19 protein-coding genes are annotated in these 26,476 nt (G+C 49.7%); 11 read left to right on the top strand and 8 right to left on the bottom strand.

What is annotated here, in order from left to right; all coding sequences use genetic code 11:
- Positions 1 to 23 precede the first annotated feature (23 nt).
- The gene (locus tag CUS_RS16745) at positions 24 to 2,948 is read right to left on the bottom strand and encodes a glycoside hydrolase family 2 (protein WP_002852790.1); all 2,925 of its coding nucleotides are present in this window, start codon (positions 2,946 to 2,948) and stop codon (positions 24 to 26) included.
- Between the two features lie 561 nt (positions 2,949 to 3,509).
- Between CUS_RS16745 and CUS_RS16740 the strand changes: the two genes are divergently transcribed.
- The 5 genes from CUS_RS16740 (at position 3,510) to carB (ending at position 13,676) form a co-directional block, all read left to right on the top strand.
- Complete coding sequence (locus CUS_RS16740; protein ID WP_002852960.1) at positions 3,510 to 5,045, top strand: DUF3794 and LysM peptidoglycan-binding domain-containing protein; 1,536 nt, start codon at positions 3,510 to 3,512, stop codon at positions 5,043 to 5,045.
- A gap of 127 nt (positions 5,046 to 5,172) precedes the next feature.
- Entirely contained in the window at positions 5,173 to 5,469 is a 297-nt protein-coding gene (locus CUS_RS16735; RefSeq protein WP_002852734.1) for a hypothetical protein, read from the top strand.
- Between the two features lie 488 nt (positions 5,470 to 5,957).
- Positions 5,958 to 7,430: a stage IV sporulation protein A gene (gene spoIVA / locus CUS_RS16730; protein WP_002853061.1), complete on the top strand. Its 1,473-nt coding sequence runs from the start codon at positions 5,958 to 5,960 to the stop codon at positions 7,428 to 7,430.
- Positions 7,431 to 8,010: 580 nt separating this feature from the next.
- A complete protein-coding gene (locus tag CUS_RS16725) occupies positions 8,011 to 10,287 on the top strand; it encodes an AAA family ATPase (RefSeq protein ID WP_002852964.1) in 2,277 nt (758 codons plus the stop codon).
- Positions 10,288 to 10,451: 164 nt separating this feature from the next.
- Entirely contained in the window at positions 10,452 to 13,676 is a 3,225-nt protein-coding gene (carB, locus tag CUS_RS16720; protein WP_002853002.1) for a carbamoyl-phosphate synthase large subunit, read from the top strand.
- 206 nt (positions 13,677 to 13,882) lie between these two features.
- Here carB and CUS_RS16715 read toward each other — a convergent pair whose 3' ends face one another.
- The 7 genes from CUS_RS16715 to CUS_RS16685 form a co-directional block, all read right to left on the bottom strand.
- Entirely contained in the window at positions 13,883 to 15,739 is a 1,857-nt protein-coding gene (locus tag CUS_RS16715; protein WP_002853055.1) for a heavy metal translocating P-type ATPase, read from the bottom strand.
- 178 nt (positions 15,740 to 15,917) lie between these two features.
- A complete protein-coding gene (locus CUS_RS16710; protein ID WP_002852923.1) occupies positions 15,918 to 16,139 on the bottom strand; it encodes a cation transporter in 222 nt (73 codons plus the stop codon).
- Positions 16,140 to 16,209: 70 nt separating this feature from the next.
- Entirely contained in the window at positions 16,210 to 16,713 is a 504-nt protein-coding gene (locus CUS_RS16705; RefSeq protein WP_002852950.1) for a hypothetical protein, read from the bottom strand.
- 4 nt (positions 16,714 to 16,717) lie between these two features.
- Positions 16,718 to 17,323 carry a class I SAM-dependent methyltransferase gene (locus tag CUS_RS16700; RefSeq protein WP_002852809.1) on the bottom strand — a complete coding sequence of 202 codons (606 nt, stop codon included), beginning with the start codon at positions 17,321 to 17,323 and terminating at the stop codon, positions 16,718 to 16,720.
- A gap of 11 nt (positions 17,324 to 17,334) precedes the next feature.
- Positions 17,335 to 17,688: an ArsR/SmtB family transcription factor gene (locus CUS_RS16695; RefSeq protein ID WP_037277858.1), complete on the bottom strand. Its 354-nt coding sequence runs from the start codon at positions 17,686 to 17,688 to the stop codon at positions 17,335 to 17,337.
- A 682-nt stretch (positions 17,689 to 18,370) separates the two neighbouring features.
- Entirely contained in the window at positions 18,371 to 18,862 is a 492-nt protein-coding gene (locus CUS_RS16690) for a hypothetical protein (RefSeq protein ID WP_002852848.1), read from the bottom strand.
- A gap of 17 nt (positions 18,863 to 18,879) precedes the next feature.
- Positions 18,880 to 19,551 carry a methyltransferase family protein gene (locus CUS_RS16685; protein WP_002852948.1) on the bottom strand — a complete coding sequence of 224 codons (672 nt, stop codon included), beginning with the start codon at positions 19,549 to 19,551 and terminating at the stop codon, positions 18,880 to 18,882.
- Positions 19,552 to 19,698: 147 nt separating this feature from the next.
- On the opposite strand from CUS_RS16685, the gene CUS_RS16680 reads away from it, so the two are divergent.
- The 6 genes from CUS_RS16680 (at position 19,699) to CUS_RS16655 (ending at position 26,276) form a co-directional block, all read left to right on the top strand.
- Entirely contained in the window at positions 19,699 to 20,499 is an 801-nt protein-coding gene (locus CUS_RS16680; protein ID WP_050792256.1) for a mechanosensitive ion channel family protein, read from the top strand.
- 298 nt (positions 20,500 to 20,797) lie between these two features.
- The gene (locus CUS_RS16675; protein WP_002853044.1) at positions 20,798 to 21,682 is read left to right on the top strand and encodes a sensor histidine kinase; all 885 of its coding nucleotides are present in this window, start codon (positions 20,798 to 20,800) and stop codon (positions 21,680 to 21,682) included.
- Positions 21,683 to 22,039: 357 nt separating this feature from the next.
- Positions 22,040 to 22,843 (top strand): adenosylmethionine decarboxylase, encoded by an 804-nt coding sequence (speD, locus tag CUS_RS16670; RefSeq protein WP_002852776.1) that lies wholly within the window; start codon positions 22,040 to 22,042, stop codon positions 22,841 to 22,843.
- Between the two features lie 71 nt (positions 22,844 to 22,914).
- Entirely contained in the window at positions 22,915 to 23,301 is a 387-nt protein-coding gene (locus tag CUS_RS16665) for a four helix bundle protein (protein ID WP_002852896.1), read from the top strand.
- 62 nt (positions 23,302 to 23,363) lie between these two features.
- A complete protein-coding gene (locus CUS_RS16660) occupies positions 23,364 to 24,812 on the top strand; it encodes an aminotransferase class I/II-fold pyridoxal phosphate-dependent enzyme (RefSeq protein ID WP_002852705.1) in 1,449 nt (482 codons plus the stop codon).
- Between the two features lie 261 nt (positions 24,813 to 25,073).
- Complete coding sequence (locus tag CUS_RS16655; protein WP_002852891.1) at positions 25,074 to 26,276, top strand: saccharopine dehydrogenase family protein; 1,203 nt, start codon at positions 25,074 to 25,076, stop codon at positions 26,274 to 26,276.
- Positions 26,277 to 26,476 lie beyond the last annotated feature (200 nt).

Raw genomic sequence — 26,476 nt, 5'->3', positions numbered from 1 at the left:
CTGCATTTTTGTTTAATATATTTCTATCTCACTTCAATGGTCATCGACCATCTGCCGCCTTTCAGAGGAACGCGGTACTTCTCCATCAGCAGAGGTCCGCAGGAATTTGAACCCACGCCTGCCATCGCAAAGTCGGCGCAAAGCACCGAATATCCGCACTTTTCAAGTTCAAAGCGATGCCGCTTCGATGCCATTTCCTCCTGCGTGTACTCACTCAGGCTGAATGAAAGCCCCTCAGCCGAAGTAATGACTATCTCATTCCTGCCGCCGCTGACTTTCAGCCGCTTCGTACCCCAGTGTGAACCGTTCTCCTGAGGGCGCAGATAAGGTTCATATAATTGACTGATCTTTGCGCTGTGATCGCCGTACCGGCAAGCCTGATGCTTGTCGATGTAACTTTCGGTCGGTCCATAGCCCCGATAATCCGCCGTATCATAGGCTTTATCGAGAAACAGCCTCAGCCCGAACCGCGGCAGGACTGCCAGCTTTTCGTCATCTGCATCAAGGCTTGCGGTAATTGTCAGCCTGCCCTCACCGTCAATGCGGTACTCGGCATCGACCCGCGCAAAAGGTGCAAAAATACTGCGTCCGTAAGCGGTCTTTGCGCGTATCACCGCACAGCCGTCCTCGCGGGTAAGCACCGTTTCGTAGACTTTCACGGCAGGTGAACGCATGTACAACCTGTCCCAGTCACCGCGCATGGTGTCGTTGTCGGTGGGTGCGCGGAAGAAGTTGAACGCCATCGGCTTTTCCAGAATGTTCCCGCCCCGCTCTATCACCGTGAATTCGGCTTTTCTGCGGTCAAACACGAACCTCGCGCCGCCCGCTCTCACTTCAAAAGTCAGCCCGTTTTCAATTACATCTTCCACATTGGCAGAAGTCTTTGCGGGCGATATATCTTCCTCAGACAGCAAAAATTGGTCAAAGCAAACTTCGTGACCGTCACGCCTGTCATTCAGCGTGAATTTTATGCTGTCCCCCGAAATATCATCGGGCAGAACGACTTTGCACTCGCCCTCAGGCGGCAGTTCAAAGCCTATGACTTCGCCGTTGGCGCGCAGTTCATAGCGCTCTTCCGCACTCACAAAATGCAGTTTTGACTGCATGTAATATTCGCCGCCGCGCTTCACCACCCGAACAGGGCGGTATACCTGTTTTACCTCCAGCAGACCCGTGTGCGGCGTTCTGTCAGGGTAAACCAGACCGTCACAGCAGAAATTGCCGTCATCGTGCAGTTCACCGAAATCGCCGCCGTAGCCGTATTTTACGCCGTTCTCGTCCTCACCTACAGGGAATGCGTGGTCGCACCACTCCCACACCAGCCCGCCGATAAAGCGGTCATCGGACATGAACATCTGCATGTAATCTTCCATATCGCCCGAACTGTTGCCCATAGCATGGCTGTACTCGCAAAGTATGAACGGGCGCTTCTCACCCTCTTTTTGCAGGAACTCCTGCATGCCCTCAACAGAGGTGTACATCTCGCTTACCACATCAAGCACGTCATCGGGAGTACCGTCAAGGCAGTGGGTGCTTTCGTAGTGGACGGGGCGGGTGCTGTCAAGGGACTTTACAAGCTGTGCGCCCTCGCGGAAATTCGTCCCCCAACCGCTCTCGTTGCCCAGCGACCAGAAAACCACGCATGGGCGGTTGATATCCCGCTTCACCAGCAGTCGATGCCTGTGCAGTATCCCCTCGCGGAACATGGGGTCACTCGCTGTCAGCGCGATGCCGTTGTAAGTGCCGCCCTCTCTGTCCCAGCGCAAATTCTGGTAAACGTTGACACAGCCGTGACTCTCAATGTCAGCTTCGTCTATCACATAGAAGCCGTACTCGTCACAAAGTTCGTAAAAGCGCGGTGCATTGGGGTAATGCGAAGTCCTCACAGCGTTGATGTTGTGTGCTTTCATCAGTTCAAGGTCGCGGCGCATCTTCGCTTCATCGGCATAGTAACCGGTGTCGGGGTAGCTGTCATGGCGGTTCACGCCGAATATCTTGACTTTCTTCCCGTTGACAGTAAACACGCCGTTTTCTATCTTAACTGTCCTGAAACCCACCCTGTCATATATGACTTCATCATCAGTTTTCAGCACCAGTGTGTAAAGATACGGGCATTCCGCCGACCAGAGCTTAGGTTCGTCAATTTTTGCGGTGAAGGCATTTCCCTCTTCCGCCTTGCCGCCGCAGATAAGAGTGTCACCGTCATACAGTTCCACCACAGCAGAAGCCCCTGTGACTTCGACAGTTATTTCGCCCGACATATCTGCACAAACGCGGTAATTATCCACCGCTCCCGCAGGTCTGCTGAGCATGTATACATCGCGGAATATGCCCGAAAGTCGGAACTTGTCCTGGTCTTCGAGATAAGTGCCGTCACACCACTTCAAAACCACGCAGACAATAGAGTTTTCGCCCTCGCGCAGATGTTCGGTCAGGTCGAACTCGGTCATGCGGTGTGATACCTGCGTGTAGCCGACAAACCTGCCGTTGACAAACAGATACAGACAGCTGTCAGCGCCCTCGAACACCAGTATTTTCGACATTCCGTCAGACTTGTTCAGATAACGCCTGCGATAGACCCCAACGGGAATATCATCGGGCACAAAAGGCGGGTCAAAGGGAATGGGGTAGTTGACATTTGTGTACTGCGGCTTGTCGAAGCCGTGAAGCTGCCAGTTTGACGGCACAGGAATGCACTTTGTAAAGGGCATTTCGGTAAAGCGGTCGGGCAGGTCGATGACACTGTCGAAATACTCAAACTCCCACTCGCCGTTCAGAAGTTCCAGCCGCTCTGACTTTTCACGCGGCGTTCCGATACGCTGTGTCGGCGCGAACGGCACAAAGTACGCACGAGGCGCAAGAGTGCCTTTTTCCTGCACAGCAGGGTCTTCATGAAGCGTAAGAAAACTCTTTGGCGAGCCTTTTTCAGCAATCTGCGAAATGTTCATATGTCGTTCCTCCTTGTAGAGAGTTTATTGTTATCTTTTATCATACCATATTTAAAACCGTTTTTCAATACAGAATATTCACTTCTTTTTTAACAATATGAACTTTTTTGCACTTGCAAGCATCGTGCAGCTGCTTTTGTGCGTTACAAAAGGGAGATGTTTTCAAACTGCGCGGCGGAGGGTACAGTTTGCCGCTTATCACGCCGAAACTCCCGCAAAACGCCATTATTCCGCCCCTGCCAATAATTTTGAATTATGACTATCTCTTTAGCACACCAACTATAGCAATCCAACTTTTTAAATTCACAAAATCCGGTCGCAAAAGCTGGGATTTATTGGTTTTGTGACTGGATTTTGTCTGAATTTTAAGGCGGATTGCTATAAAAATGCGGTAAACAAAAAGATATACGCCAAGAACCTTAAGTTCTGTATAGCCGCTGTTTTTGTGGTGTGTCAGAGGGATAACCACATTTTGAATTATGGATCAACATGAATATTCCGCATGAAGCACTCATATTATTACTTAGCAGACCCTATTTCAAGAAACAGGAGGTATTTATAATGTCAAACGAATTGAAACTCACTGCCGATACAGTCTGCGTGACGGAAAAACTGCTGGATACCACTGAGGAACTCCCGCTGGAAAGGGACTTCGTACTGCCCGATTATTTCCCCGATGTCTTCCGTATCCTCAGGTGTACCGTCGAACCGCGGCTCGACTCCCAGACAGTCACCGCCGATAAGCTGACTTTTGAACTTACAGCAGTTATCCGCGTGCTTTACCTTACTGAGGGCAGCCGCCGCATCAACTGCGCCGAACAGGATGTTGAACTTTCCCGCACAGTCGAACTATCAGCCGACTGCCCCGCCCCCGAAGTCACCATCGACCTCGCCGCAAGAGGTGTCAGCTGCCGCGCTAAGGGAAGCCGCCGCATCGCCGTTCGCGGAACTGTATGCGCGGCACTGAAAGTCTGCTGTACCCGTGAAAAAACAGTGCTGACAGGCGGCAGCGGGTGCGGCATTCAGCTGAGAAAACAGACCGTCACCTGCCCCGTCAAACGGCTTACCGCATCAAAGCGCATAACCGTCATTCAGCAAACATCTCTTCCCGAAGATAAACCCGCAGTCGGCACTGTGCTGAGAACAGGCTGTGTCATTTCCCGCAGTGAGTGCAGAACTGTGGCGGGCAAACTTGCTGTCAAGGGCGAAGCCGAACTGGAAGTGCTTTACGCCTGCATCGACAAAACAGGTGAGGACTGCGTCCAAACACTGAAATTCACACTGCCTTTCAGCCAGATAATCGACATGGAGGGCGTTGACGACAGCTACAGGGTCAGCGCTGAGGTCACACCGACGGGGTGCAGTCTTATGGCAGGAAGCGGCGAAGAAAAGACAGCCGAATGGGAACTGACGCTGAATGTCTTCTGTGCCGCCGAAAAAACAGGCACTTCTGTCTATGTGACAGATGCTTTCTCCACCGAATACGAGTGCTTCCCCGATGACACAGCCGAGATACCCGCAGGTCAGGCAGACAGCACCACCCTTTCAGCCAACGCCGAATGCACCCTCACCGCCCCCGACGGCACAGTGGGATTGGTCTGCGACTGTTCAGCCGAGTGCGGCAGACCCACCATCAGAAAAGAGGACGGCAAATACCTGCTGACAGGCAGTGTGACCTGCGCAGTCATGGGCGAGGGCAGTGAAGGCGGCATCTTCTGCACTGAGGGTCAGTGCGCCTACGAAGCCGAGCTTCCCGCCGCCGACAGCAGTGTGCTGACCGAAGCAAACGCCGCAGTCACAGGCTGTTCCTACTATCTCGGGGAGGGCGGAAGCATTCGCGTGCGCACAGATGTCCGCATCTGCTGTAAGACGGTCAGCGGCGGCAAAGTAAAGCTGGTCAGCAGTGTAAAAATGGACGAAGAAAAACCTGCCTGCCGCGACAACAGCTGTGCCATAAGGCTGTGCAGATGTGTCGGCGGCGAAGACATCTGGGACATTGCCAAGCGCACCCGCACCTCAGTCGAAGCCATCTTAGAGGACAACGAACTTGACAGCGACACCACCCCAGTAGGAATGATAGTAATTCGTAATTCATAATTCATAATTCATAATTATTGACATGAACAGAAGTTCTGCATTGTTATCGTAGGGCGGTTTTGACCCGCAACCACAAGCAAAAACAACATACCCACGCAAAGCATCGGGGCATAACAAAGTTCTGCCCATGCCAAAGAGCGACCCGCGCCCCGTTATCGCTTTGGGTGCGGCGGAGCGCAACATCAGCAAAGCTGATGTTTGGGGTATTGGGGTAATGTTGACTGCATCGAACGTGGTCAGTTCCCCATTTAAAATAGGGCGAGGGTTTGCCCCCGCCGTTTGGTCAAATCCGAAATTCAGGGCGGAAAATCGGCAAAAAAGGTGGGGCAAGCCCACACCCTACACCGATGTTTTCAAAAATAATCATTTCGCCCGCAACCACAAGCAAAACAACAACATACCCACGCAAAGCATCGGGGCATAACAAAGCCTTAGTGCATGCCAAAGAGCGACCCGCGCCCCGTTATCGCTTCGGGTGCGGCGGATCGCAACATCAGAAAAGATGATGTTTGGAGTATTGGGGTAACGTTGACTGCGTCGAACGTGGTCAGTTCCCCATTTAAAATAGGGCGAGGGCTTGCCCCCGCCGTTTGGTCAAATCCGAAATTCAGGGCGGAAAATCGGCAAAAAAAGGTCGGGGCAAGCCCCCACCCTACACCGATGTTTTCAAAAATAATCATTTCGCCCGCAACCACAAGCAAAAACAACAAACAAAAACAACATACCCACGCAAAGCAAAGAGGGCATAACAAAGCTCTGCCCCATGCCAAAGAGCGACCCGCGCCCCGTTATCGCGAGAGTGAACAAAACGACCCAAAGGGGCGTTTTTGTGAACGAAGCGATAACCCTCCGGGCGCGGCGGAGCGTGGGGGCTTGGGGGCGAGTCAGCCCCCATTTAAGATAGGTGATTATATGAGTGATATTTATGGTGAGATAGCCCGTCGGACGGGCGGAGATATTTACATCGGTGTGGCAGGTCCTGTGCGCACAGGTAAATCAACGTTTATAAAGAGGTTCATGGAACAGCTGGTGATACCAAATATCGGCAGTGAGTACAGGCGCGAACGTGCGCAGGACGAACTCCCGCAGTCGGCAGGCGGCAGAACGATAATGACCACCGAACCGAAATTCATACCCGAAGAAGCCGTCAGCATAACACTGGACGGCGGCGCACAGTTCTCGGTAAGGCTGATAGACTGCGTTGGGTACATAATACCGTCTGCACAAGGGTATATAGAGGAGGAAGCCCCCCGCATGGTGATGACCCCCTGGTTCGATACCGAGATACCGTTTAATATGGCGGCAGAGGTCGGTACAAGAAAGGTCATAACCGAACATTCGACAATAGGACTGGTGATAACCACAGACGGTTCTTTCACAGACCTTCCCCGCGATGAGTACGAAGAAGCGGAAGAAAGAGTCATAAACGAACTGAAAGCCATAGATAAGCCGTTTGTGGTTCTCATGAACACGGCTGAACCAAGATCCCCACACACTAAGGAGATGTGCGCCGCGCTTGCCGAAAAGTACGGCACTGAGGTCATGCCCGTAAACTGCCTTGAACTCGATGAAGATGATATCAAAGGCATCATGGCGAACCTGCTGTACTCTTTCCCCGTAAGGGAGATAGGTATAGCTATGCCCGAATGGGTCAACACGCTGGGCAAGGGTCACTGGCTGAAAGAGTCGGTGTTCAGCCACATACGCGAGGCGGCTGAGGGCGTGCAGACCCTTCGGCAGATAGCGGATTGTGCCGAAGTGATAGGCGGCTGTGAGTATGTAGAAAGGTGTACCGTGAGGAACATCGATGCGGGAAACGGTTCGGCTGTGATAGAAGCACAGCTTTACAGCGAACTTTTCTATCGTGTGATAGGTGAAGCTACAGGTCTTGAGATAAAGGGCGAGAACGAACTACTGCCGCGAATACTCGAACTTGTGGAGATACGCCGCAAGTTCACAAAATACCGCGATGCCATCGCACAGATGGAAAGCACAGGCTACGGCATAGTCATGCCCGAATTATCAGAACTCAGCCTTGAAGAACCCGAGATAATCAGACAGGGCGGCAAATACGGCATACGCCTTAAAGCACAGGCACCCGCCATACATCTTGTAAGAACAGAGATAAACACCGAAGTCGCGCCAATAGTCGGCAGTGAAAAGCAGTCGGAAGAACTGGTGATGTACATGATGAGCGATTTCGAGAACAGCCCCGACAAGATATGGGAGTCGAACATTTTCGGCAAATCCCTGCACGAACTGGTCAGCGAGGGTCTTTACACCAAGCTGTCAAAACTGCCCGATGATGCCCGCATGCGCCTGAAAGAAACCATCGAGCGCATGATAAACGAGGGCTGTTCGGGTCTGATATGCCTTATCCTGTGATGTCCTGAAATTTATGTCGTATGATATAAGCCGCGCATTTTTCCCGAATGCGCGGCGCTGTGATATGTACGGCGGATAACGCCCGCCGTTTTTCTGACTGAACAAGGAGAGCGCGCTCCCCCTGTTATGAGGTCAGTTGCAGCCGCAGCCGTTATTGCAGCCGCAGTTGTTCCCGCCGCAGCAGCCGCAGCCTGCCATGCCGATGATGAGGATAAGAATGATGATCCACCAGTAATTTGATCCGAAGTTCATAGTATTTTCTCCTTTTAGGTCTTATTTAAGGTTTCGTGAACCTTATGGTATATATTATGTGAATCGGGGAAAAGTGTGACAGCGCAGGCGGCAGTTTATTTTTTTATGATTATCCCTTTAGCACACCACCAAAAAATACCTTTATAACAAGGAAAGATAAACGCCAACTATTTTCAGTTCCCGATATAACATCGTTTATTTTGGTGTGTCAGCGGGATAACCACATATTTTTTTGACTGATGCGCCTGCATCTCGGCAGATATATTCGGCGCTGCGGCTGAATAGCTTTTGTATCACGGGCGATACTTTCATCGGAGGTGCTTTTTATATGGACAGACAAACAGATATATACAAGCAGACTATCCGCAGTGCCGCAGGACTGGCGGGTCAGTGGGGACACACCTATCTCGGTACGGAACATCTCCTGCTTGCACTGACAGCCTGCGGCGGTGCGGCAGAAGCTGTTCTCTCACGGTACGGTGTGACTTATGAAAAAGTGTCTGATGAGATAGAAGAACTCATCGGCAGAGGTACGCCCTGCATGACCACCGAGAATGCCAAGACCCCCAACGTAAAAAGGGTACTGGAAACAGCAGGTCAGATGGGCGGCGCAAGTGTTGGCAGTGAGCATATCCTTGCGGGGATACTCAGGCGCGGCGACTGCTGCGGCGTGCAGATACTCAAACGCCTGCACGCCGACATACGCAGAATGTCAGCAGACTGCCTTTCGGGGAAACGCCGCGATCTCCGACCGCTGATGCGCCTGAAAACTCTGCCAAAGTTCGGCAGAGAACTGACCGACCCGACCGTCTGCCTTAGCTTTGACCCGCTGATAGGCAGAGATAACGAGTTGAAACGGGTCATGGAGATACTTTGCAGGCGCACCAAGAACGACCCCTGTCTTGTGGGCGAAGCAGGCGTCGGCAAGACCGCCGTAGTCGAGGGTCTTGCAGTTAAGATAGTTTCAGGCAGTGCTCCCGCACCGCTGGCTGACAAACGCATATTCGCCCTTGACCTGACACTCCTGCTGGCAGGCGCAAAATATCGCGGCGACTTTGAAGAACGCCTTAAAGCATGCCTTGATGAAGCCGAACAGACAGGCGGCTGTATACTGTTTATAGATGAGATACACAACATCATGGGCGCTGGCGCGGCTGAGGGTGCCATAGATGCGGCAAATATCCTGAAACCCGGTCTTGCGCGCGGCAAGATACAGGTCATCGGCGCGACCACTTTTGAGGAATACCGCCGCACCATCGAACGTGACGCGGCTATGGACAGACGTTTCAGCAAAGTGGTCATAGAAGAACCCGATGAAGACAGCACTTATGATATGCTCAGAGGTCTTAAAGGCAGGCTGGAAGAATTTCACGGGGTCAGCATAAGCGATGATATATGCAGATACGCAGTTACTCTGAGCGGACGCTTCATGCGCCATAAGCACTTTCCCGATAAAGCCATCGACCTGCTTGATGAAGCATGCAGCGCCCGCAAGCTGGCGGCAGGTAAGAAAGAGGGTCTTGACCGCGCATTTGAGCGCTATATCACAGGCAAGTCCGACAGGAGCGAGTACCTCGATGCAGTGGCTAAAGCACGCAGGCTGACAGTTCTCGACCGCTCCACTCTCGAACAGGTCGCGTGCAGGTGTACAGGTTCAAACTGTGCGGCGGCAGATGACGAGGAGCGCAAACGCCTGAGAAGTCTTGAAAAACGGCTGAACAGCAAAGTCATCGGACAGGAGAAAGCGGTCTTGGCGGTGGCAAGGGCTGTAAGACGGCGCAGACTCGGACTCAGGCGCGGCAGAAGACCTGTGGGAAGTTTTGTCTTCGCAGGCAGTGCAGGCGTTGGCAAGACCATGCTCGCACGCGAACTTGCATGCCTGCTTTACGGCGAAGACTGCCTGATAAGGCTCGACATGAGCGAGTATATGGAAGCACACAGCGTATCAAAACTGCTGGGCGCACCTGCGGGGTATGTGGGCTATGAAGACGGCGGCAGACTCATAGAAATGATACGCCGCAAGCCTGCGGGCGTTCTGCTTTTTGACGAGATAGAAAAAGCCCACCGCGACATTTTCGGCATACTGCTCCAGATGCTTGAGGAGGGCGTGGTCACCGATAGTCTTGGCAGGCGCGCAGACCTCAGCGAAATGACAGTCATACTCACTACCAACGCGGGCGCGGCAGACCTCGCAGAACGCAAAACAGCAGGCTTCGGAGAACGTGATAAAACTCTGCAAAGTGAGATGGAAAAGGCAGTGCGGCAGGTGCTAACCCCCGAACTTCTCAGCCGCATGGACGATATCATCGTCTTTGAGCCGCTCTCGCGCGACAGTCTTTGCCTTATCGCAGAGGGCGAGTTTGAAAAACTCCGCGAGAGGGTCAGCGCAATGGGTCATACCTTAGAAATATCCCCCGAATGCGCCTCATTTGCGGCTGACAGATGCCTTGAACGAAAAGGCACAGCCCGCGATATAAGGCGTTTTGCCGAGCAGGAAGCCGAGGATATCATCTGCGACCGCATTCTTGACGGCTGTGGACGCGAGATAAATCTTTGCATAAGAGATGGCAGGCTGGCGGCAGAAACAGCGGTACACAACAGCTGAAACGGTGCAACATTATAATATTGTGAATTAATGCAAAACAGAAAATAATTATAATGAAGTTTTTGCAATTACATCTTGCAATTTGGCGTAAAATATGTTATGATATACGTTAAGGGATTTTTTTAGAAATTTTACGCACAGCTGTGCGGGATAGGAGATCTAGTATGCCAAAGAAACAGGACATCAATAAGATAATGATAATCGGTTCGGGACCTATAATCATAGGTCAGGCTTGCGAGTTCGACTACTCAGGCACTCAGGCTTGCAAGGCGCTGAGAAATCTGGGTTATGAGATCGTTCTCGTAAACTCGAACCCCGCCACCATCATGACAGACCCCGATGTGGCTGATATAACCTATATCGAGCCGCTGAATCTCGACAGACTCACCCAGATAATCGATAAGGAGCGCCCCGATGCTCTTCTGCCCAATCTCGGCGGTCAGTCGGGTCTTAACCTCTGCTCTGAACTTGACAAGGCGGGCGTGCTGAAAAAGTACGGCGTGCAGGTCATAGGTGTTCAGGTAGATGCCATCGAGCGCGGCGAAGACAGGATAGAGTTCAAGAACGCCATGAAAGAACTTGGCATCGGCATGCCCAAGAGTCAGGTGGCTTACTCGGTCGATGAGGCTGTTAAGATAGCCGAAGAACTTAAGTACCCTGTAGTTCTCAGACCTGCCTACACTATGGGCGGCGCAGGCGGCGGCATGGTATACAATGTTGACGAACTGAAAGTAGTCTGCGCAAGAGGTCTTCAGGCTTCTCTGGTAGGTCAGGTACTTGTTGAAGAGTGCATCTTCGGCTGGGAAGAACTGGAACTGGAAGTAGTCAGAGATGCAAAAAACAACAAGATAACTGTATGCTTCATCGAGAATATCGACCCCATCGGCGTTCACACAGGTGACTCCTTCTGTTCCGCACCGATGCTGACTATCCCCGAAGATGTTCAGAAAGAACTTCAGGAGATGTCCTACAGGATAATCGAATCCATCGAAGTTATCGGCGGCTGTAACTGCCAGTTTGCAAGAAACCCCGAAGACGGCAGGATAGTCGTTATCGAGATAAACCCAAGAACTTCACGTTCTTCGGCGCTGGCTTCAAAGGCTACAGGCTTCCCGATCGCACTGGTATCTGCTATGCTGGCATGCGGTCTTACACTTGATGAGATACCCTGCGGCAAGTACGGCACACTTGATAAGTATGTTCCCGACGGCGACTATGTCGTTATAAAATTTGCAAGATGGGCTTTTGAAAAATTCAAGGGCGCTGAGGATAAGCTGGGCACACAGATGCGCGCTGTCGGTGAGGTAATGAGCATCGGCAAGACCTACAAGGAGGCTTTCCAGAAAGCTATCAGAAGCCTTGAAACAGGCAGATACGGTCTGGGCTTCGCAAAGAATTTCCATGACCTCAGCAAGGAAGAACTGCTGGATAAACTGCGCTTCCCCACCAGCGAAAGACAGTTCGTTATCTACGAGGCTCTGCGCAAGGGCGCTACCATCGAAGAGATACACGAACTGACCAAGATAAAGCACTGGTTCTTAGAGCAGATGAAGGAACTGGTGGACGAGGAAGAGGCTCTGCTGGCTAACAAGGGCGCTGTTCCCGAAAAGAATGTGCTCAAACAGGCTAAGCTGGACGGCTTCTCCGACAGATATCTGTCTTCTCTGCTGGAAGTTACCGAAGAGGAGATAAGAAATGCCCGCATCGGCTTCGGCATCAAGGAAGCATGGGAGGGCGTTCACGTAAGCGGTACCGAGAATGCGGCTTACTACTATAGCACCTACCACCTCGATGAGGACAACAGCCCCGTCAATACCAACAAGCCCAAGATCATGATACTGGGCGGCGGTCCTAACCGTATCGGTCAGGGTATCGAGTTCGACTACTGCTGCGTTCATGCGGCACTGGCTCTCAAAAAGCTGGGCTTTGAGTCGATAATCGTAAACTGCAACCCCGAAACTGTTTCTACCGACTACGATACTTCCGATAAACTGTATTTCGAGCCTCTGACTCTGGAAGATGTTCTGTCTATCCACGAGAAGGAGAAGCCTGTTGGCGTTATCGCACAGTTCGGCGGTCAGACTCCTCTGAACCTTGCAAACGACCTCAAGAAGTACGGCGTAAATATACTGGGTACTACTCCCGAAACTATCGACCTCGCTGAGGACAGAGATCACTTCCGCGCTATGATGGACAAGCTGGGCATACCGATGCCTGAGGCAGGCATGGCTGTCAATGTTGATGAAGCCCTCGCTATCGCCAACAAGATAGGCTATCCCGTAATGGTAAGACCTTCCTACGTTCTGGGCGGACGCGGCATGGAGATAGTTCACGATGATGAGATGATGAAAGTGTACATGTCTGCTGCGGTAGGCGTTACACCTGACAGACCTATACTGATAGACAGATTCCTCAACCACGCAACCGAGTGCGAGGCTGACGCTATCTCCGACGGTGAGCACTGCTTTGTTCCCGCTGTTATGGAGCATATCGAGCTTGCAGGCGTTCATTCGGGCGACTCTGCCTGCATACTGCCTTCCAAGAACCTCAGCCCCGAGATAGTTGCTACCATCAAGGAATATACCAAGAAGATAGCTGTCGAGATGAATGTCAAGGGTCTGATGAACATGCAGTACGCTATCGAGGGCGATACTGTTTACGTGCTGGAGGCTAACCCCCGCGCATCGAGAACAGTTCCGCTGGTATCTAAGGTATGCTCGATAAACATGGTAAAGATAGCTACCGAGATAATTACCGCTCCTCTGACAGGCAATCCTTCGCCGGTACCTTCCCTTAAGGATAAGAAGATAGGTCACTACGGCGTTAAGGAAGCTGTGTTCCCGTTCAACATGTTCCCGGAAGTTGACCCCGTTCTCGGACCTGAGATGAGATCCACAGGCGAAGTTCTGGGCATCTCCCCCAGCTTCGGTGAGGCTTACTACAAGGCTCAGGAAGCTACCCAGACCAAACTCCCCAGCGAGGGCACTGTCCTGCTGAGCGTTTGCGACCGCGATAAGCCCGAACTGGAAGAGATAGCTAAGGCATTCAACGAGCTGGGCTTCCGTATACTGGCAACAGGCAAGAGCTATGAGCTGATAAAGAACGCAGGCATTCCCGCCGAGAAGATATTCAAGCTGTATGAGGGCAGACCCAACATCGCAGATCAGATCGCTAACGGCGAGATACAGCTGATAATCAACACTCCCGCAGGCAAGACCAGTGTTCACGATGACAGCTACATCAGAAAGGCTGCCATCAAGCACCGCATACCTTACATCACCACTATGGCGGCTGCTAAGGCAAGTGCTGAGGGCATCAAGGCTATCAAGCAGAACACACACTTCGGTGTAAAGTCGCTTCAGGCTCACCACGCTGATATCACTGAATAATACCGCATACAATTGAAATTTCTTGCACCCGTTCTCACAGGAGAACGGGTGCTTTTTTGTAGAATTGCGAATAAAAAAGGTGGGAAAATGCTCCCACCTTTTTATATGATAATTTGACTGTATATTGCTGATGATACACAACCAAATTGGGATATATCTTTTAAACAACAATACAATATCCCATGTCAATAATTATGAATTATGAATTATGAATTTTGAATTGACATAGCCCTCATGGCATTGAGTATGGCTATGACCGACACGCCTACATCTGCAAAGACCGCCAGCCACATGTTGGCTATGCCCAGCGCACCCAGTACCAGCACCAGCGCTTTCACGCCAAGAGCGAACACAATGTTCTCGTGTACTATCCGCACCGTCTTGCGCGCTATGCGCATCGCAAGGGATATCTTCGCGGGGTCATCGTCCATCAGCACTATGTCAGCCGCTTCTATCGCCGCATCGCTGCCCATGCTGCCCATAGCTATACCCACATCTGCGCGTGAAAGCACAGGCGCATCGTTTATGCCGTCCCCGACAAACACCAGCGTCGATTTTGGTGCTTTCTTTTCAAGCAATTCTTCCACCTTCGACACCTTGTCAGCAGGCAGAAGTTCCGCGCAAACTGTGTCTATCCCCAGTTCGCTCGCAACTGCATCTGCGGTGGACTTCGCATCGCCTGTAAGCATAACTGTCTGCTTTACACCGTTCTCTTTAAGACTGCGTATCGCATCGGCAGAAGTTTCCTTCACCTTGTCAGAAATAACGATATGCCCCGCATATCCGCCGTCTGCCGCAACGTGTACCATAGTGCCGCGACAGTCGCATTCGGGAACGGCTACTTTTTGGTCAGCCATCAGCTTTTTGTTGCCCGCATACACTTCCATGCCGTCAATGACCGCCTTTATGCCGTGACCCGATATCTCTTCATCGGAAGTTATGCGTGAGCGGTCAACTTCTTTGCCGAACTTTGCACATACCGACCTCGCTATCGGGTGGTCGGAATAGCTTTCCGCATGGGCGGCAAGGTCGAGAAGCGCATCATCAGCCATCGAGTGTGAGTGTATCTTCGTCACCTCGAAACTGCCTTTTGTCAGCGTGCCTGTCTTGTCAAAAACCACAGTTTCAGCAGCGGCAAGGGCTTCCAGATAGTTTCCGCCCTTGACCAGTATGCCGCGCTTGCTCGCACCGCCGATACCGCCGAAAAAGCTGAGCGGAACCGAGATGACCAGCGCACAGGGACAGCTGATAACTAAGAATATCAGTGCACGATGTATCCACATGCCCCAATTTCCGCCCGTTATCAGCGGCGGAAGTACTGCCAGCGCCAGCGCCGCAAACACCACAGACGGTGTGTAGTAGCGGGCAAATCTTGTGATGAAGTTCTCTGCCTTTGCCTTTTTGCTGGCAGAATTTTCAACCAGTTCCAGTATCTTAGTAACGGTCGAATCCTCATACTCCTTAGTTACCCTTACTTTAAGCAGACCGCCCTGATTGATACAGCCGCTTACAACTTCGTCACCCACACCTATCTCGCGCGGAAGGCTCTCACCCGTCAGCGCGGCAGTGTCCACCGAAGAACTTCCCTCGATAACAACGCCGTCCAGCGGTATCTTCTCACCCGGCTTTATGACGATGATGCTGTTCAATTCGACCTCTTCGGGATCGACTTCTTCCAGCTGACCGTCACGCTCTAAATTGGCATATTCGGGGCAGATGTCCATAAGGTCGGTTATCGACTGCCTTGACTTGCCCACCGCAACGCCCTGAAACAGTTCGCCTATCTGGTAGAAAAGCATTACCGATGCGGCTTCGGGGTATTCGCCCACGAAAAGTGCGCCGACAGTCGCCACGCACATCAAAAAATTCTCGTCAAATACCTGACCGTGTATGATGCCGCGAACAGCTTTCCACAAAACGTCCCAGCCAATGACAAAATAGGGGACGAGAAAGGCTATCAGACGGGGGATGCTTTTTTCCTCAAATGGCAGCAGCGCCGCCGCAATCAGCAGTACCCCCGCCGCGATTATCCTGATAAGAGTTTTTTTCTGCTTGCGAGTCATTATGACCCTCCTTAGTAGTTTTGCCTGACAGTCCCCCGCTAAAACACAGGGGACGCAGGCTTATATAAAATGGTGAAGTGGTATCTCTTTTCTTTTGTCCTACGTTTTGTTTCTTGTATCCCGATGCCTTTCTTTCCCGCCGATAAAGGCGGGGAAGAAGAGCATCAGCAGTTTTTTATCAAAGAACTATCTGGCAGTCAGGCTCAACTTTTTTGCAGAGTTTTACGACCTTTTCCATCAGTGCGTCCATATCGGTGCCGTCAGGTGCTTTGATGGTCATTTTCTGTGTCAGGAAACTAACAGTGCAGTCCTCTACCTCAGGCAGTTCCTTGATGCCGTTCTCCATTTTTGCCGCGCAGTTAGCGCAATCCAGATCGATGAGTTTGTAAACCTTTTTCATAGTAAGTTCTTCCTTTCAGATGATTTATTATATGCACCTCCGCATCAGCGGTCAATGCAATATGTCCTTGTCATAAAATGCCCAGTTTTCCGAGTATCGCGGCTGTTTCGGCAGAACTCCTGTGGTGTATGCCTGTGCCGCCTGCCTCGTTCCAGCTGTCTATGGTGGGCTTCAGGTCGTCTATCAGCACACAGTCAGCGCCCTTGCAGAAGTTCACCTTCTCGCGCCTGTATACCGTGTTCACCTTTATATCATTGCTGAACAGCCTGTGCATCCAGCGAACCTTGTCCTCAGCCGCAGTGGGCATGTTCTTGTCGGGCTTTGGTATGCCTGTGAGTATCTCACAGCGTTCGCCGTACTTTTTGTAAACAGCCATGAACAGTTCGTATGCACCGTCAAGTATCTCCAGCTTGTCGTAATAGTGCGGGACCGCGCTTAACCTCTGCCAGAGTTCCGCTTCGTAAACGGGGTCGCGTTTTTCCTGCGGCTGAGGCACCAGCCCGCATCTGCGCACACCGCCCTCAAAATCCGCCAGAACACCGTCCATATCAAAATATATCCTGCTGACTTCCATTTAACTACTCCTTAGTTATCACAGCAATGGCACAGGGCATTCTGCCGCTGACCACATCGAACTGCACATCTCTGTACCCGCCGTCAGCAAAGAAGCGTTTATAGCTTTCAATGTCGAACTGCCGTTTGAAGTCTGCCCCCAATACGTCAAACACCTTAGCCAGAAAGCCGATGCTGCCGCCGCTTAGATTTATATAGGTCGGTATTATGACTTTTCCGCCCTTTTTGCAGACTCTCATCAACTCATCAAGGGCTTTGTAAGGTTCGTCAAGCAGGTGTATGACATTGCCTGCCACCACCTTGTCAAAGACTTCATCTCTGCACCTCAGCGCTGTTATATCCGCCCTGCAAAGTCTTACATTGTCAAACTGCCTTGTGTTCTTCCGACACTTTCTCAGCATACCCACCGAAAAATCAGTAGCGCGTACCGTCCTGCCTGCCGCCGCCAGATGTACAGTTATCGAACCCGTCCCGCAGGCACATTCAAGCACATCATCACTCGGACAGACTTCCTGCGCGACCCTTTTGCCTGTGTTGTTGTAGACTTTGCGGTTTATCAGCCGTTCTACAAGATCATAACCGACCGATACTATATCCCAGAATGACATCATATCTCCCCCGCCTATTCAAGTATATGTTCCATACCCAGCGCCAGAATGCTTCGCACATGGTCATCAGCCAGCGAGTAGAACATTATCTTGCCGTCACGCCGAAAGCGCACCAGCTTGTTGTTTTTCAGCACCCTCAGCTGATGGGAACATGCAGTAGGTGTCAGCCCCAGCAGCAGCGCAAGGTCACCGACACACATCTCCTTTTCAAGCAGTGCATGAAGAATGCGTATCCTCGTGCTGTCCCCGAACACCTTGAACAGTTCAGCCAGATCGTACAACTGTTCATCGGGCGGGGTTTCCTTTTCTATCCTGTCTATATCTTCCTGCGAAAGCGCCAGAAATTCGGGCTTTTTAGCTTCTGCCATCTTTGCACTTCCTTTCTTGTTTTCGTTTTTCATTCATTTGTTCATTCCATCACTTGAATATCTATTCATATGTTACCATATAAATCCGTATTTGTCAAGGGGGTGAAAAGAGTTTTTTTGAATGTTCTGAAATTTAACATATTATTCACATCTCCCATTTTTGATGTGTATTGCTGATGATACAAAATGGCTGTTCTTTCGTATTGTTCCCCCGCCTTCGGCGAGGGAACAATACACAACCAAATTGGGATATTCACATTATCGGAGAGCATTTAAGTGCAAAACAGGAGGGCTTAGCGCTGTTTATCAATTTACATTGTGGTTATCCCGCTGACACACCACAAAAACGGCGGTTTTACAGAACTTAAGGTGGTTGGCGTATGGGCGCTCAATTATCCTTTTGTTTACAGCATTTTCTGCCGATGTGCTAAAGGGATAGTCATAATTATTATAGTAAACGACATATTTATTTCTACATTCAGCGCTCACTGATGCTGTTATTAGCATTGACTGCGTCGAATGCGTGTGGCTGTGAGCGCTGAATGTCCTGAATTAATGTCGTTTAATATAACGAAGATCACAAGCAGATCTTGATATCAGATCTTATCAGCCATATAAAATACAAATGCCCCCGAACGTCTCAAAACGCTCAGGGGCAAAATTTGTTTTATGACCTTAGCTTCTACGCCTTGATGATCAGCGCCATTATCCCCGCCAGTATCGCCGCAATAATGGGATATCCCACCAGCGTCATCAGCCACTTGCCGATAAGCGTTTTGCCGTAGATATATGGCTGTAAGTCCTCAGTGCCTTTTATGACCCACGCCTTAGTCTTGCCGACCCACCAGTAGTTGATGAAAAGCCTGTCAAACAGACCCTCGCACAGGAATATGAACACCAGCTGACCGAAGCCCGCGAGAAAGCCCCTCGCGCCGTTTATGCCGTATACCGCCGCCAGCGAGAATGCCAGCATCGGTATAATGCCGAAAATACGGAACAACATGGCATTGTGCTTTATCTTCTTTTCGGTCGTAAGACCCATTTCTATGACTCTCTGCCAGACCTCTTTCTCATAAAAGCATACCAGCCCCACAGGGCCGTTCGCTATGCCCACAACACAGCAGATAAGCACTATAAAGCAGTTGACTATCCCCTCAATAATAAGTGTACCCATGACCATATTCTCCCTCTCTACCAGATAAACGGCAGCAGCCTGTATCTGACCTTTTTCTTGTACTCGCGATAGCCTTCAAGCCCCTCTTCAAGCACTTTCTCTTCGTTTTTCAGCCTTGCTGTGATGATAACGGGATAAGCAAGGCATATTATGAATGATACCACCGAACCCATCACCAGCGGCGCGGCAAGGAACATAAGTATAGTGGCGGTGTACATCGGGTGACGAATAACACCGTAAAGACCCGTGTCAATAACTTTCTGACCGCGCTGTACCTCCACTGTGCGCGAAAGATAGGCATTCTCACGCAGAACTTCGGCATACATGCCGTATCCCGCCAGAAATACCACAGACGCCGCGATGCTTGCGCCCATCGGCAATCTCAGCCACCCGAAACGATAACTCAGCCCCGCGGCCGCAAAAGCCGCCGCGAACATCAGCCCGCTTGCCGCCACGACTGCTTTCTGTGTGCCTTTCTCTTCCTTGCCGTTAAGGCGCTTTTGCAGAAGTTCCGGGCTTTTCACCGCCATAACGACACCCATTATCAGCATCGGCACAAACAGCACCGCCATGAACAGCCAGCCTTGTGCAAACTTAAGCGTACCCGCAGGCAGAAATATCATTCCCCCAAGCAGTACGAACCCCAGCAGGTATTTTGTCAAAGCACTTGTCATCAGCTTCTTATCCATCGGAACGCCCCCTTTTCGATGTTTTCTTTGGTAAGTCTATTATAACTCACAAACCGACACAAATCAATCAACAGGTGCGGGCAATTTCGCAACGTGTCCTTGCAATATTTTTACAGATATGCTATAATATCAAGCGAGGTGAAAAATATGTCCCAAAAATTTCTTTCACAGGTCGAAGACCTTCTGCCAAACATTGTTGCGGCTGTCCTGATACTTGTCTGCGGGTTTCTGTTACAGCGTGTCGTCCTTAAGCTGATGGGTCGTGCGCTCAGCCTGAAACATGTCGATGCCACCATACACAAGTTCCTTATGTCGATGGTAAAGGTCGTCATCACCGTGATAGTGGCAGTCAGCGCACTTTCTGCGGTGAAAGTCCCCATGTCGTCCATAATCGCCGCTATAGGCACAGCAGGCGTTGCGATCTGCCTTTCACTGAAAGACAGCCTTTCAAACGTGGCAGGCGGATTTATCATACTGTTGGCAAAACCTTTCCGCGTGGGCGATTATGTCGAGATAGGCAAAAATGAGGGCACTGTAGATGTCATATCTATCCTCTACACAAAGCTGAATACCATCGAAAACAAGGCGGTGTACATACCAAACAGCATCGTCACCAAAAGCGCTGTGACGAATTTCACGGCAGAAAAAAAGCGCTGTCTTGAACTGAGATTTTCCATATCCTATTCAGATGACCACAACAAAGCGATAAAACTTGTGAACGATACCGTCAAAGCCGATAAACGCATTCTTTCCTCACCCGCCGAACCTCTTGTGGTGGTCAGCGAACATGGCAGCAACGCCATTATCCTTATGATGCGCGCATGGGTCAGCACCGATGACTACTGGCGCACCCGCTGGGACATTCTCAAACGCATAAAAGAGGTCTTCGATGAAAACGGCATAACCATACCGTTTGAACAGATAGATGTCCATATGGATAAAAAATAATGTGGTTATCCCGATGACACACCAAAATAAACGATGTTATATCGGGAACTGAATATAGTTGGCGTATATCTTTCCCCCACCACAGGCGGTAAAAGATATTGGCGCTCAATTATCCTTTTGTTTACCGCATAGTCGTAAAAATATACAAAGCTGTATCTCTCCGAACTTTGTGGCAGATACAGCTTTTTTCATAAAACAGCTTTTTTCATAAAACAGCTTACTGCGAGGTCTTACAAGTTTAAAGCCGTATTTACAATCTCTGCAAAATGTGCTATAATCTGTTGGGGAGGTGTTTTATTTGATCGCTGTCATCGTTATGCTTGCTGTGCTTGCGGCTGTACTCGGTGTTATCTGCCTTTTGCAGAGATATGAACTGTACTCTGTCGAAAAACAGCTGAAAGAACTCAGCACCGAGAATACCAACAATCTTCTGCGGTCGTCAACAGGTACGGCTGACAGACTGGTAACCGAGATAAACCGACTTCTCAAAGAGATTCGCAAGATCCGCGTTGAACACACACGAAAAAGCCACGCTATGGAACAGATGATGACCAACATCTCCCATGACCTGCGCACACCGCTTACCTCTGCACTGGGCTACATCGACCTTATAAGGAATGCTGACATTTCGGAAGAGGAAAAAAAACGCGAACTTGAAGTCATAGAACAGCGGCTTATGCGCCTTGAAGAACTGATAAACTCATTCTTTGAGTTCTCAAAGATCATATCAGGCGGCAAGATCCCCGAAAAAGAAGTGCTTGACCCTGTGGGCATTCTCGAAGAGTCGATAGTGCATTATTTTGACGACTACGAAAGCAGAGGCAGGTGTATCTCGCTTTACTGCCCTCAGCGGCGGCTGAAAATATCCTCAAACAGAAGCATGCTGCTGAGGATATTCGACAATCTGGTGGGTAATGCGCTAAAACACGGCAGCGGCGAACTGAAAGTCAGCATTGTGCAGGAAGATGTGCTGAGAGTGACTTTTGAAAACCCTGCCGAGATAAACGAACTGGATATAGAACACATCTTCGATGAATTTTACACCACCGATATCTCCCGCACAAAAGGCGGAACAGGTCTTGGGCTTGCCATAGCCAAACAGTTCACCGAAATGCTTGGCGGCAGGATAGAAGCTAAGGCTGAAGATTCGGTATTCACCGTCCTTCTGGAATTTAATGTGTGATACGCATTTCTCCCACATATCAGCTTTCCGCGCCGACTGTTTCAGATAACGATATAATACCGTTTATTATGGCGTGTCAGCGGTTTTACATTACTTACCGCAGTCGTTGAAATATACATGGCGCTGAATTATCCTCTTGTTTACCGCATTTTCAGTTGGTGTGCCAAAGGGATAGCCTTAAAATAAAAAAAATTGCAAATTTTTTCAAAAGCTATATACTTTTTGGGAAATATGTGCTATAATAAGGTATGCCTGCCGCAATGAAAGCAACACGGCAGATCGTTTGTATGACCTATCCCGCGCAAACCTCGATTCTGTAGGCTTTGCGCCACTTTCACCGAAAGGACGGACGATAGATTGGAGAATAAGAAGATCACCCTTTACGGCTTTAATAATCTTACAAAAACACTTAGTTTTAATATATATGATGTCTGTTATGCCAAAGGACAGAAAGAACAGAAGGATTATATCGAATATATCGATGAGCAGTACAACTCCGAAAGGCTCACAAAAATACTTTGTGATGTCACCGAAATGATAGGGGCGCGGGTGCTCAATATCTCGAAACAGGATTATGAACCGCAGGGCGCATCGGTGAATGTGCTTATCGCTGAGAAGGAACTGGATAAAGACTCTATCGACCCATCGTGCAATCTCGGCAGACTGCCCGATGCACCCGAGATGATACACGCTCACCTTGATAAAAGCCATGTTACGGTGCATACTTTCCCCGAGTATCACCCTGACAACTCCATATCTACTTTCCGTGTGGATATAGATGTTTCTACCTGCGGCACTATCTCGCCGCTGAATGCGCTGAATTATCTGATAGCCAGCTTTGATTCGGATATCATCACCATCGACTACCGCGTGCGCGGCTTCACCAGAGATGTGCTGGGCAAAAAGTTCTTTATCGACCACGATATAACTTCCATACAGGATTACATCGATGACAGCACGCTGACAAAGTACGATGCCATAGATGTGAATGTCTATCAATCCAATATTTTTCACACAAAACTTCTTATAAAGGAGATAGACCTGCAAAACTATCTCTTCAAGAAAGATGTCTACGAACTGACCCCCAAACAGCGCCTCGACATAACCGACAGCCTGCGCCGCGAGATGATAGAGATATACAGCGGCATGAACATTTATTAATTCATAATTCATAATTCATAATTCATAATTGGCAAGTAAAACAGCGTGGCTGTTCTTGTCGTTCATGGGTTATGGGTTATGTTTTTATATGGGGGATATATCTGTTGAAAAATGATAATATTATACTTGATAAAAGCATGGATTTTGCAGTTCGCATAGTTCGGCTTTATCAATACCTCGGCGGTGATAAACGTGAATATGTTCTGTCAAAACAGGTATTAAAAAGCGGTACGAGTATAGGGGCTAATATAAAAGAAGCGATACGCGGTCAAAGTCGTGCTGATTTTCGGTCAAAAATGAATATCGCACTTAAAGAAGCATCTGAAACCGAGTATTGGCTGGAACTATTGTATAAGACCGAATACATCAGCGAAAAACAATTCTGCTCGATAAATGAGGATTGTATCGAACTTATCAGAATTCTTACCTCTATAATAAAAAACACAAAGGAGGGATAATATTCATATTGTTGACAAACCACAAAGCTGATGGTCATGTCAATAATTATGAATTATGAATTATGAATTATGAATTACAAAACAGTGCGCCTTTGCATGAAGCATTGCGCAAACATATGAAAAACCGCATAGTCCGCCTTGATGTGCCCGGTCACAAGGGCGGGCGCATGAATAAAGAACTCAAGGCTTTTCTGGGCGAACAGGTGATGGCTTGCGATGTCAATTCCATGAAAAATCTGGATAACCTCTGCCACCCCGTTTCGGTCATAAAGGAAGCTGAACAGCTTGCCGCTGACGCTTTCGGGGCTGACCACGCATTCTTTATGGTGGGCGGCACTACTTCGGCGGTGCAGACTATGGTGTTCACTGCCTGCAAAGCGGGCGAGAAGATAATCATGCCGCGAAATGTCCACAGAAGCGCCATAAACGCACTGGTGGTCTGCGGTGCGGTGCCTGTCTATGTTGATCCGGGTACAAACAAGCGTCTGGGCATACCGCTGGGCATGTCTGTGGCAGATGTCGAAAAAGCCATACTCGCTAACCCCGATGCTAAGGCAGTGCTGGTCAATAACCCCACCTACTACGGCATTTGCTCGGATATACGCGGCATTGTCGAACTGGCACATAAACACGGCATGCTGGTGCTGGCTGATGAAGCACACGGCACTCATCTGTATTTCGGTGAGGGTCTGCCATGTTCCGCTATGGCGGCGGGTGCTGATATGGCGGCTGTCAGCATACATAAAACAGGCGGCAGTCTTACGCAGTCATCACTGCTTCTCTGCCGTGACAGCGTTTCAGAGGGCTATGTGCGCCAGATAATCAACCTTACCCAGACCACCAGCGGTTCTTACCTGCTGATGGTGAGCCTTGACCTTGCAAGAAAAAATCTGGCACTCAACGGCAAGGAACTTTTCGCAAGGTCGGTGGCATACTCCGATTACGCCCGTGAGGAGATAAACAAGATAGGCGGCTACTACGCCTACGGCAAGGAACTTGAAAACGGCGATGATTTCTATGCTTTTGACTCCACTAAACTTAGCGTCCATACACGCGATATAGGTCTTGCAGGTGTCGAGGTCTATGACATTCTGCGAGATGACTACGATATCCAGATAGAGTTCGGTGATATCGGCAATATCCTCGCCATAGTTTCGGCGGGCGACCGTGAACTGGAGATAGAACGTTTCATATCAGCACTCAGCGAGATAAAACGACTCTATTCAAAAGACCCCACCGGTCTGTTCGACCACGAGTATATCGACCCGCAGGTCGAAATGAGTCCGCAGAAAGCATTCTACAGCGACAAGCGCCCCATGTGGATAAACGAGAGCGCAGGGCAGATCTGCGGCGAGTTCGTAATGTGCTACCCTCCGGGAATACCGATACTTGCACCGGGCGAACGCATCACCAGAGAAATAATCAGCTACATAAACTACTGCAAGGAAAAAGGCTGTCTGCTGACGGGTACTGAGGATCTGGAGATAAACTATATAAATGTAGTAGAATAAAAATAGTAAACGAAGTAAAAATACATTTAATGTGATCTCGCGGGGCGGATATTCATGTCTGCCCCCGTTTTTTATTCGCGAGAAAAAAGCCGTCGCACAGACATGAAAATCAGATTTCCTCTTGAAATTTATCGGGATATATGTTATAATTCTATGTAGTTATCAGGATGAAATGCTGTACCGATATATCAGCTTCAAAAAGTGCAGACGGTGCAGTATAATGAAAGATGACCGATTAAGTGATCGAAAGGAAGATGTAAAATGTCAAGAGCATTGATCATAGGTGCAGGCGGAGTTGCGGGTGTAGTTATACACAAGTGCTGCCAGAACAGCGAGGTCTTCACCGATATATGTATCGCAAGCAGAACTAAGTCCAAGTGCGATAAGTTCAAGGAGGAACTTCAGGACAAGACAAAGACCAACATCACCACCGCACAGGTAAACGCCGACAATGTGCCCGAACTGGTTGCGCTGATGAAAGAGTATAAGCCCGATATCTGCATAAATGTGGCACTTCCCTATCAGGATCTCCACATAATGGACGCTTGCCTTGAATGCAAGGTGGACTACCTCGATACCGCAAACTATGAGCCTGAGGACACCGCAAAGTTTGAATACAGCTGGCAGTGGGCTTACCGCGAGAGATTTGAGAAAGCAGGCATAACTGCAATACTGGGCAGCGGCTTCGATCCGGGTGTTACAGGTGTATTCTGCGCTTATGCACAGAAGCACTATTTTGATGAGATAAACTACATCGATATCCTCGACTGCAACGGCGGCGATCACGGCTATCCTTTCGCAACAAACTTCAACCCTGAGATAAACATTCGCGAAGTTTCGGCTAAGGGCAGCTACATTCAGGACGGCAAGTGGGTAGAGACCGAGCCGATGGAGATAAAGAGAGTCTATAACTTCGATCAGGTGGGCGAAAAGGATATGTACCTGCTCCACCACGAAGAACTTGAAAGCCTTGCACTGAACATCAAGGGCATCAAGAGGATACGTTTCTTCATGACATTCGGTCAGAGTTATCTGACACACCTGAAATGTCTGGAAAATGTGGGCATGACTTCCATCGAGCCTATCATGTATGAGGGTAAGGAGATAGTTCCTCTCCAGTTCCTCAAAGCTGTACTGCCCGACCCCGCAAGTCTTGGTCCCAGAACTAAGGGCAAGACCAATATCGGCTGTATCTTCCAGGGCAAAAAGGACGGTCAGGATAAGACCTACTATGTTTACAACGTATGCGACCATCAGGAGTGCTATAAGGAGGTCGGCTCGCAGGCTATCTCCTACACCACAGGCGTACCCGCAATGATAGGCGCTATGATGGTGCTGACAGGCAAGTGGAAGAAACCGGGCGTTTACAATGTTGAGGAGTTTGATCCCGATCCGTTCATGGAAGCACTGAACAAGTGGGGGCTGCCCTGGACAGAGAACTTTGACCCTGTGCTGGTAGACTGACTTTTGTAATTCATAATTCATAATTATGAGGTTGACGGAAGTTCCGCGTTCTAAAAACAAAACTTGATAATATCGGGCGGCTGTTATAGTAAACGACATATTTATTTCTACATTCAGCGCTCGCAGACATTGTGCTTTTTGTGGCTGTGAGCGCTGAATATCGTGAAATTTTTGTCGTTTACTATAAGTCGCCCGATAGT

The organism is Hominimerdicola alba 8 (assembly GCF_000178155.2).
GTDB classification, from domain to species: Bacteria; Bacillota; Clostridia; order Oscillospirales; family Ruminococcaceae; genus Hominimerdicola; species Hominimerdicola alba_C.
This window is presented reverse-complemented; position numbering and strand designations above follow the sequence as displayed.

What these genes read in the sequence shown, in the direction of transcription:
- CUS_RS16705 (WP_002852950.1), bottom strand. Translation starts at nt 16,713, where the DNA reads ATGGAAGTCAGCAGGATATATTTTGATATGGACGGTGTTCTGGCGGAT.
- CUS_RS16695 (WP_037277858.1), bottom strand. Translation starts at nt 17,688, where the DNA reads ATGGCAGAAGCTAAAAAGCCCGAATTTCTGGCGCTTTCGCAGGAAGAT.
- CUS_RS16680 (WP_050792256.1), top strand. Translation starts at nt 19,699, where the DNA reads ATGTCCCAAAAATTTCTTTCACAGGTCGAAGACCTTCTGCCAAACATT.
- CUS_RS16725 (WP_002852964.1), top strand. Translation starts at nt 8,011, where the DNA reads ATGGACAGACAAACAGATATATACAAGCAGACTATCCGCAGTGCCGCA.
- spoIVA (WP_002853061.1), top strand. Translation starts at nt 5,958, where the DNA reads ATGAGTGATATTTATGGTGAGATAGCCCGTCGGACGGGCGGAGATATT.
- CUS_RS16665 (WP_002852896.1), top strand. Translation starts at nt 22,915, where the DNA reads ATGGGTTATGTTTTTATATGGGGGATATATCTGTTGAAAAATGATAAT.
- carB (WP_002853002.1), top strand. Translation starts at nt 10,452, where the DNA reads ATGCCAAAGAAACAGGACATCAATAAGATAATGATAATCGGTTCGGGA.
- CUS_RS16655 (WP_002852891.1), top strand. Translation starts at nt 25,074, where the DNA reads ATGTCAAGAGCATTGATCATAGGTGCAGGCGGAGTTGCGGGTGTAGTT.
- CUS_RS16745 (WP_002852790.1), bottom strand. Translation starts at nt 2,948, where the DNA reads ATGAACATTTCGCAGATTGCTGAAAAAGGCTCGCCAAAGAGTTTTCTT.
- CUS_RS16710 (WP_002852923.1), bottom strand. Translation starts at nt 16,139, where the DNA reads ATGAAAAAGGTTTACAAACTCATCGATCTGGATTGCGCTAACTGCGCG.
- CUS_RS16740 (WP_002852960.1), top strand. Translation starts at nt 3,510, where the DNA reads ATGTCAAACGAATTGAAACTCACTGCCGATACAGTCTGCGTGACGGAA.
- CUS_RS16690 (WP_002852848.1), bottom strand. Translation starts at nt 18,862, where the DNA reads ATGGGTACACTTATTATTGAGGGGATAGTCAACTGCTTTATAGTGCTT.
- CUS_RS16685 (WP_002852948.1), bottom strand. Translation starts at nt 19,551, where the DNA reads ATGGATAAGAAGCTGATGACAAGTGCTTTGACAAAATACCTGCTGGGG.
- CUS_RS16735 (WP_002852734.1), top strand. Translation starts at nt 5,173, where the DNA reads ATGCCAAAGAGCGACCCGCGCCCCGTTATCGCTTTGGGTGCGGCGGAG.
- CUS_RS16715 (WP_002853055.1), bottom strand. Translation starts at nt 15,739, where the DNA reads ATGACTCGCAAGCAGAAAAAAACTCTTATCAGGATAATCGCGGCGGGG.
- CUS_RS16700 (WP_002852809.1), bottom strand. Translation starts at nt 17,323, where the DNA reads ATGATGTCATTCTGGGATATAGTATCGGTCGGTTATGATCTTGTAGAA.
- CUS_RS16660 (WP_002852705.1), top strand. Translation starts at nt 23,364, where the DNA reads ATGAATTATGAATTACAAAACAGTGCGCCTTTGCATGAAGCATTGCGC.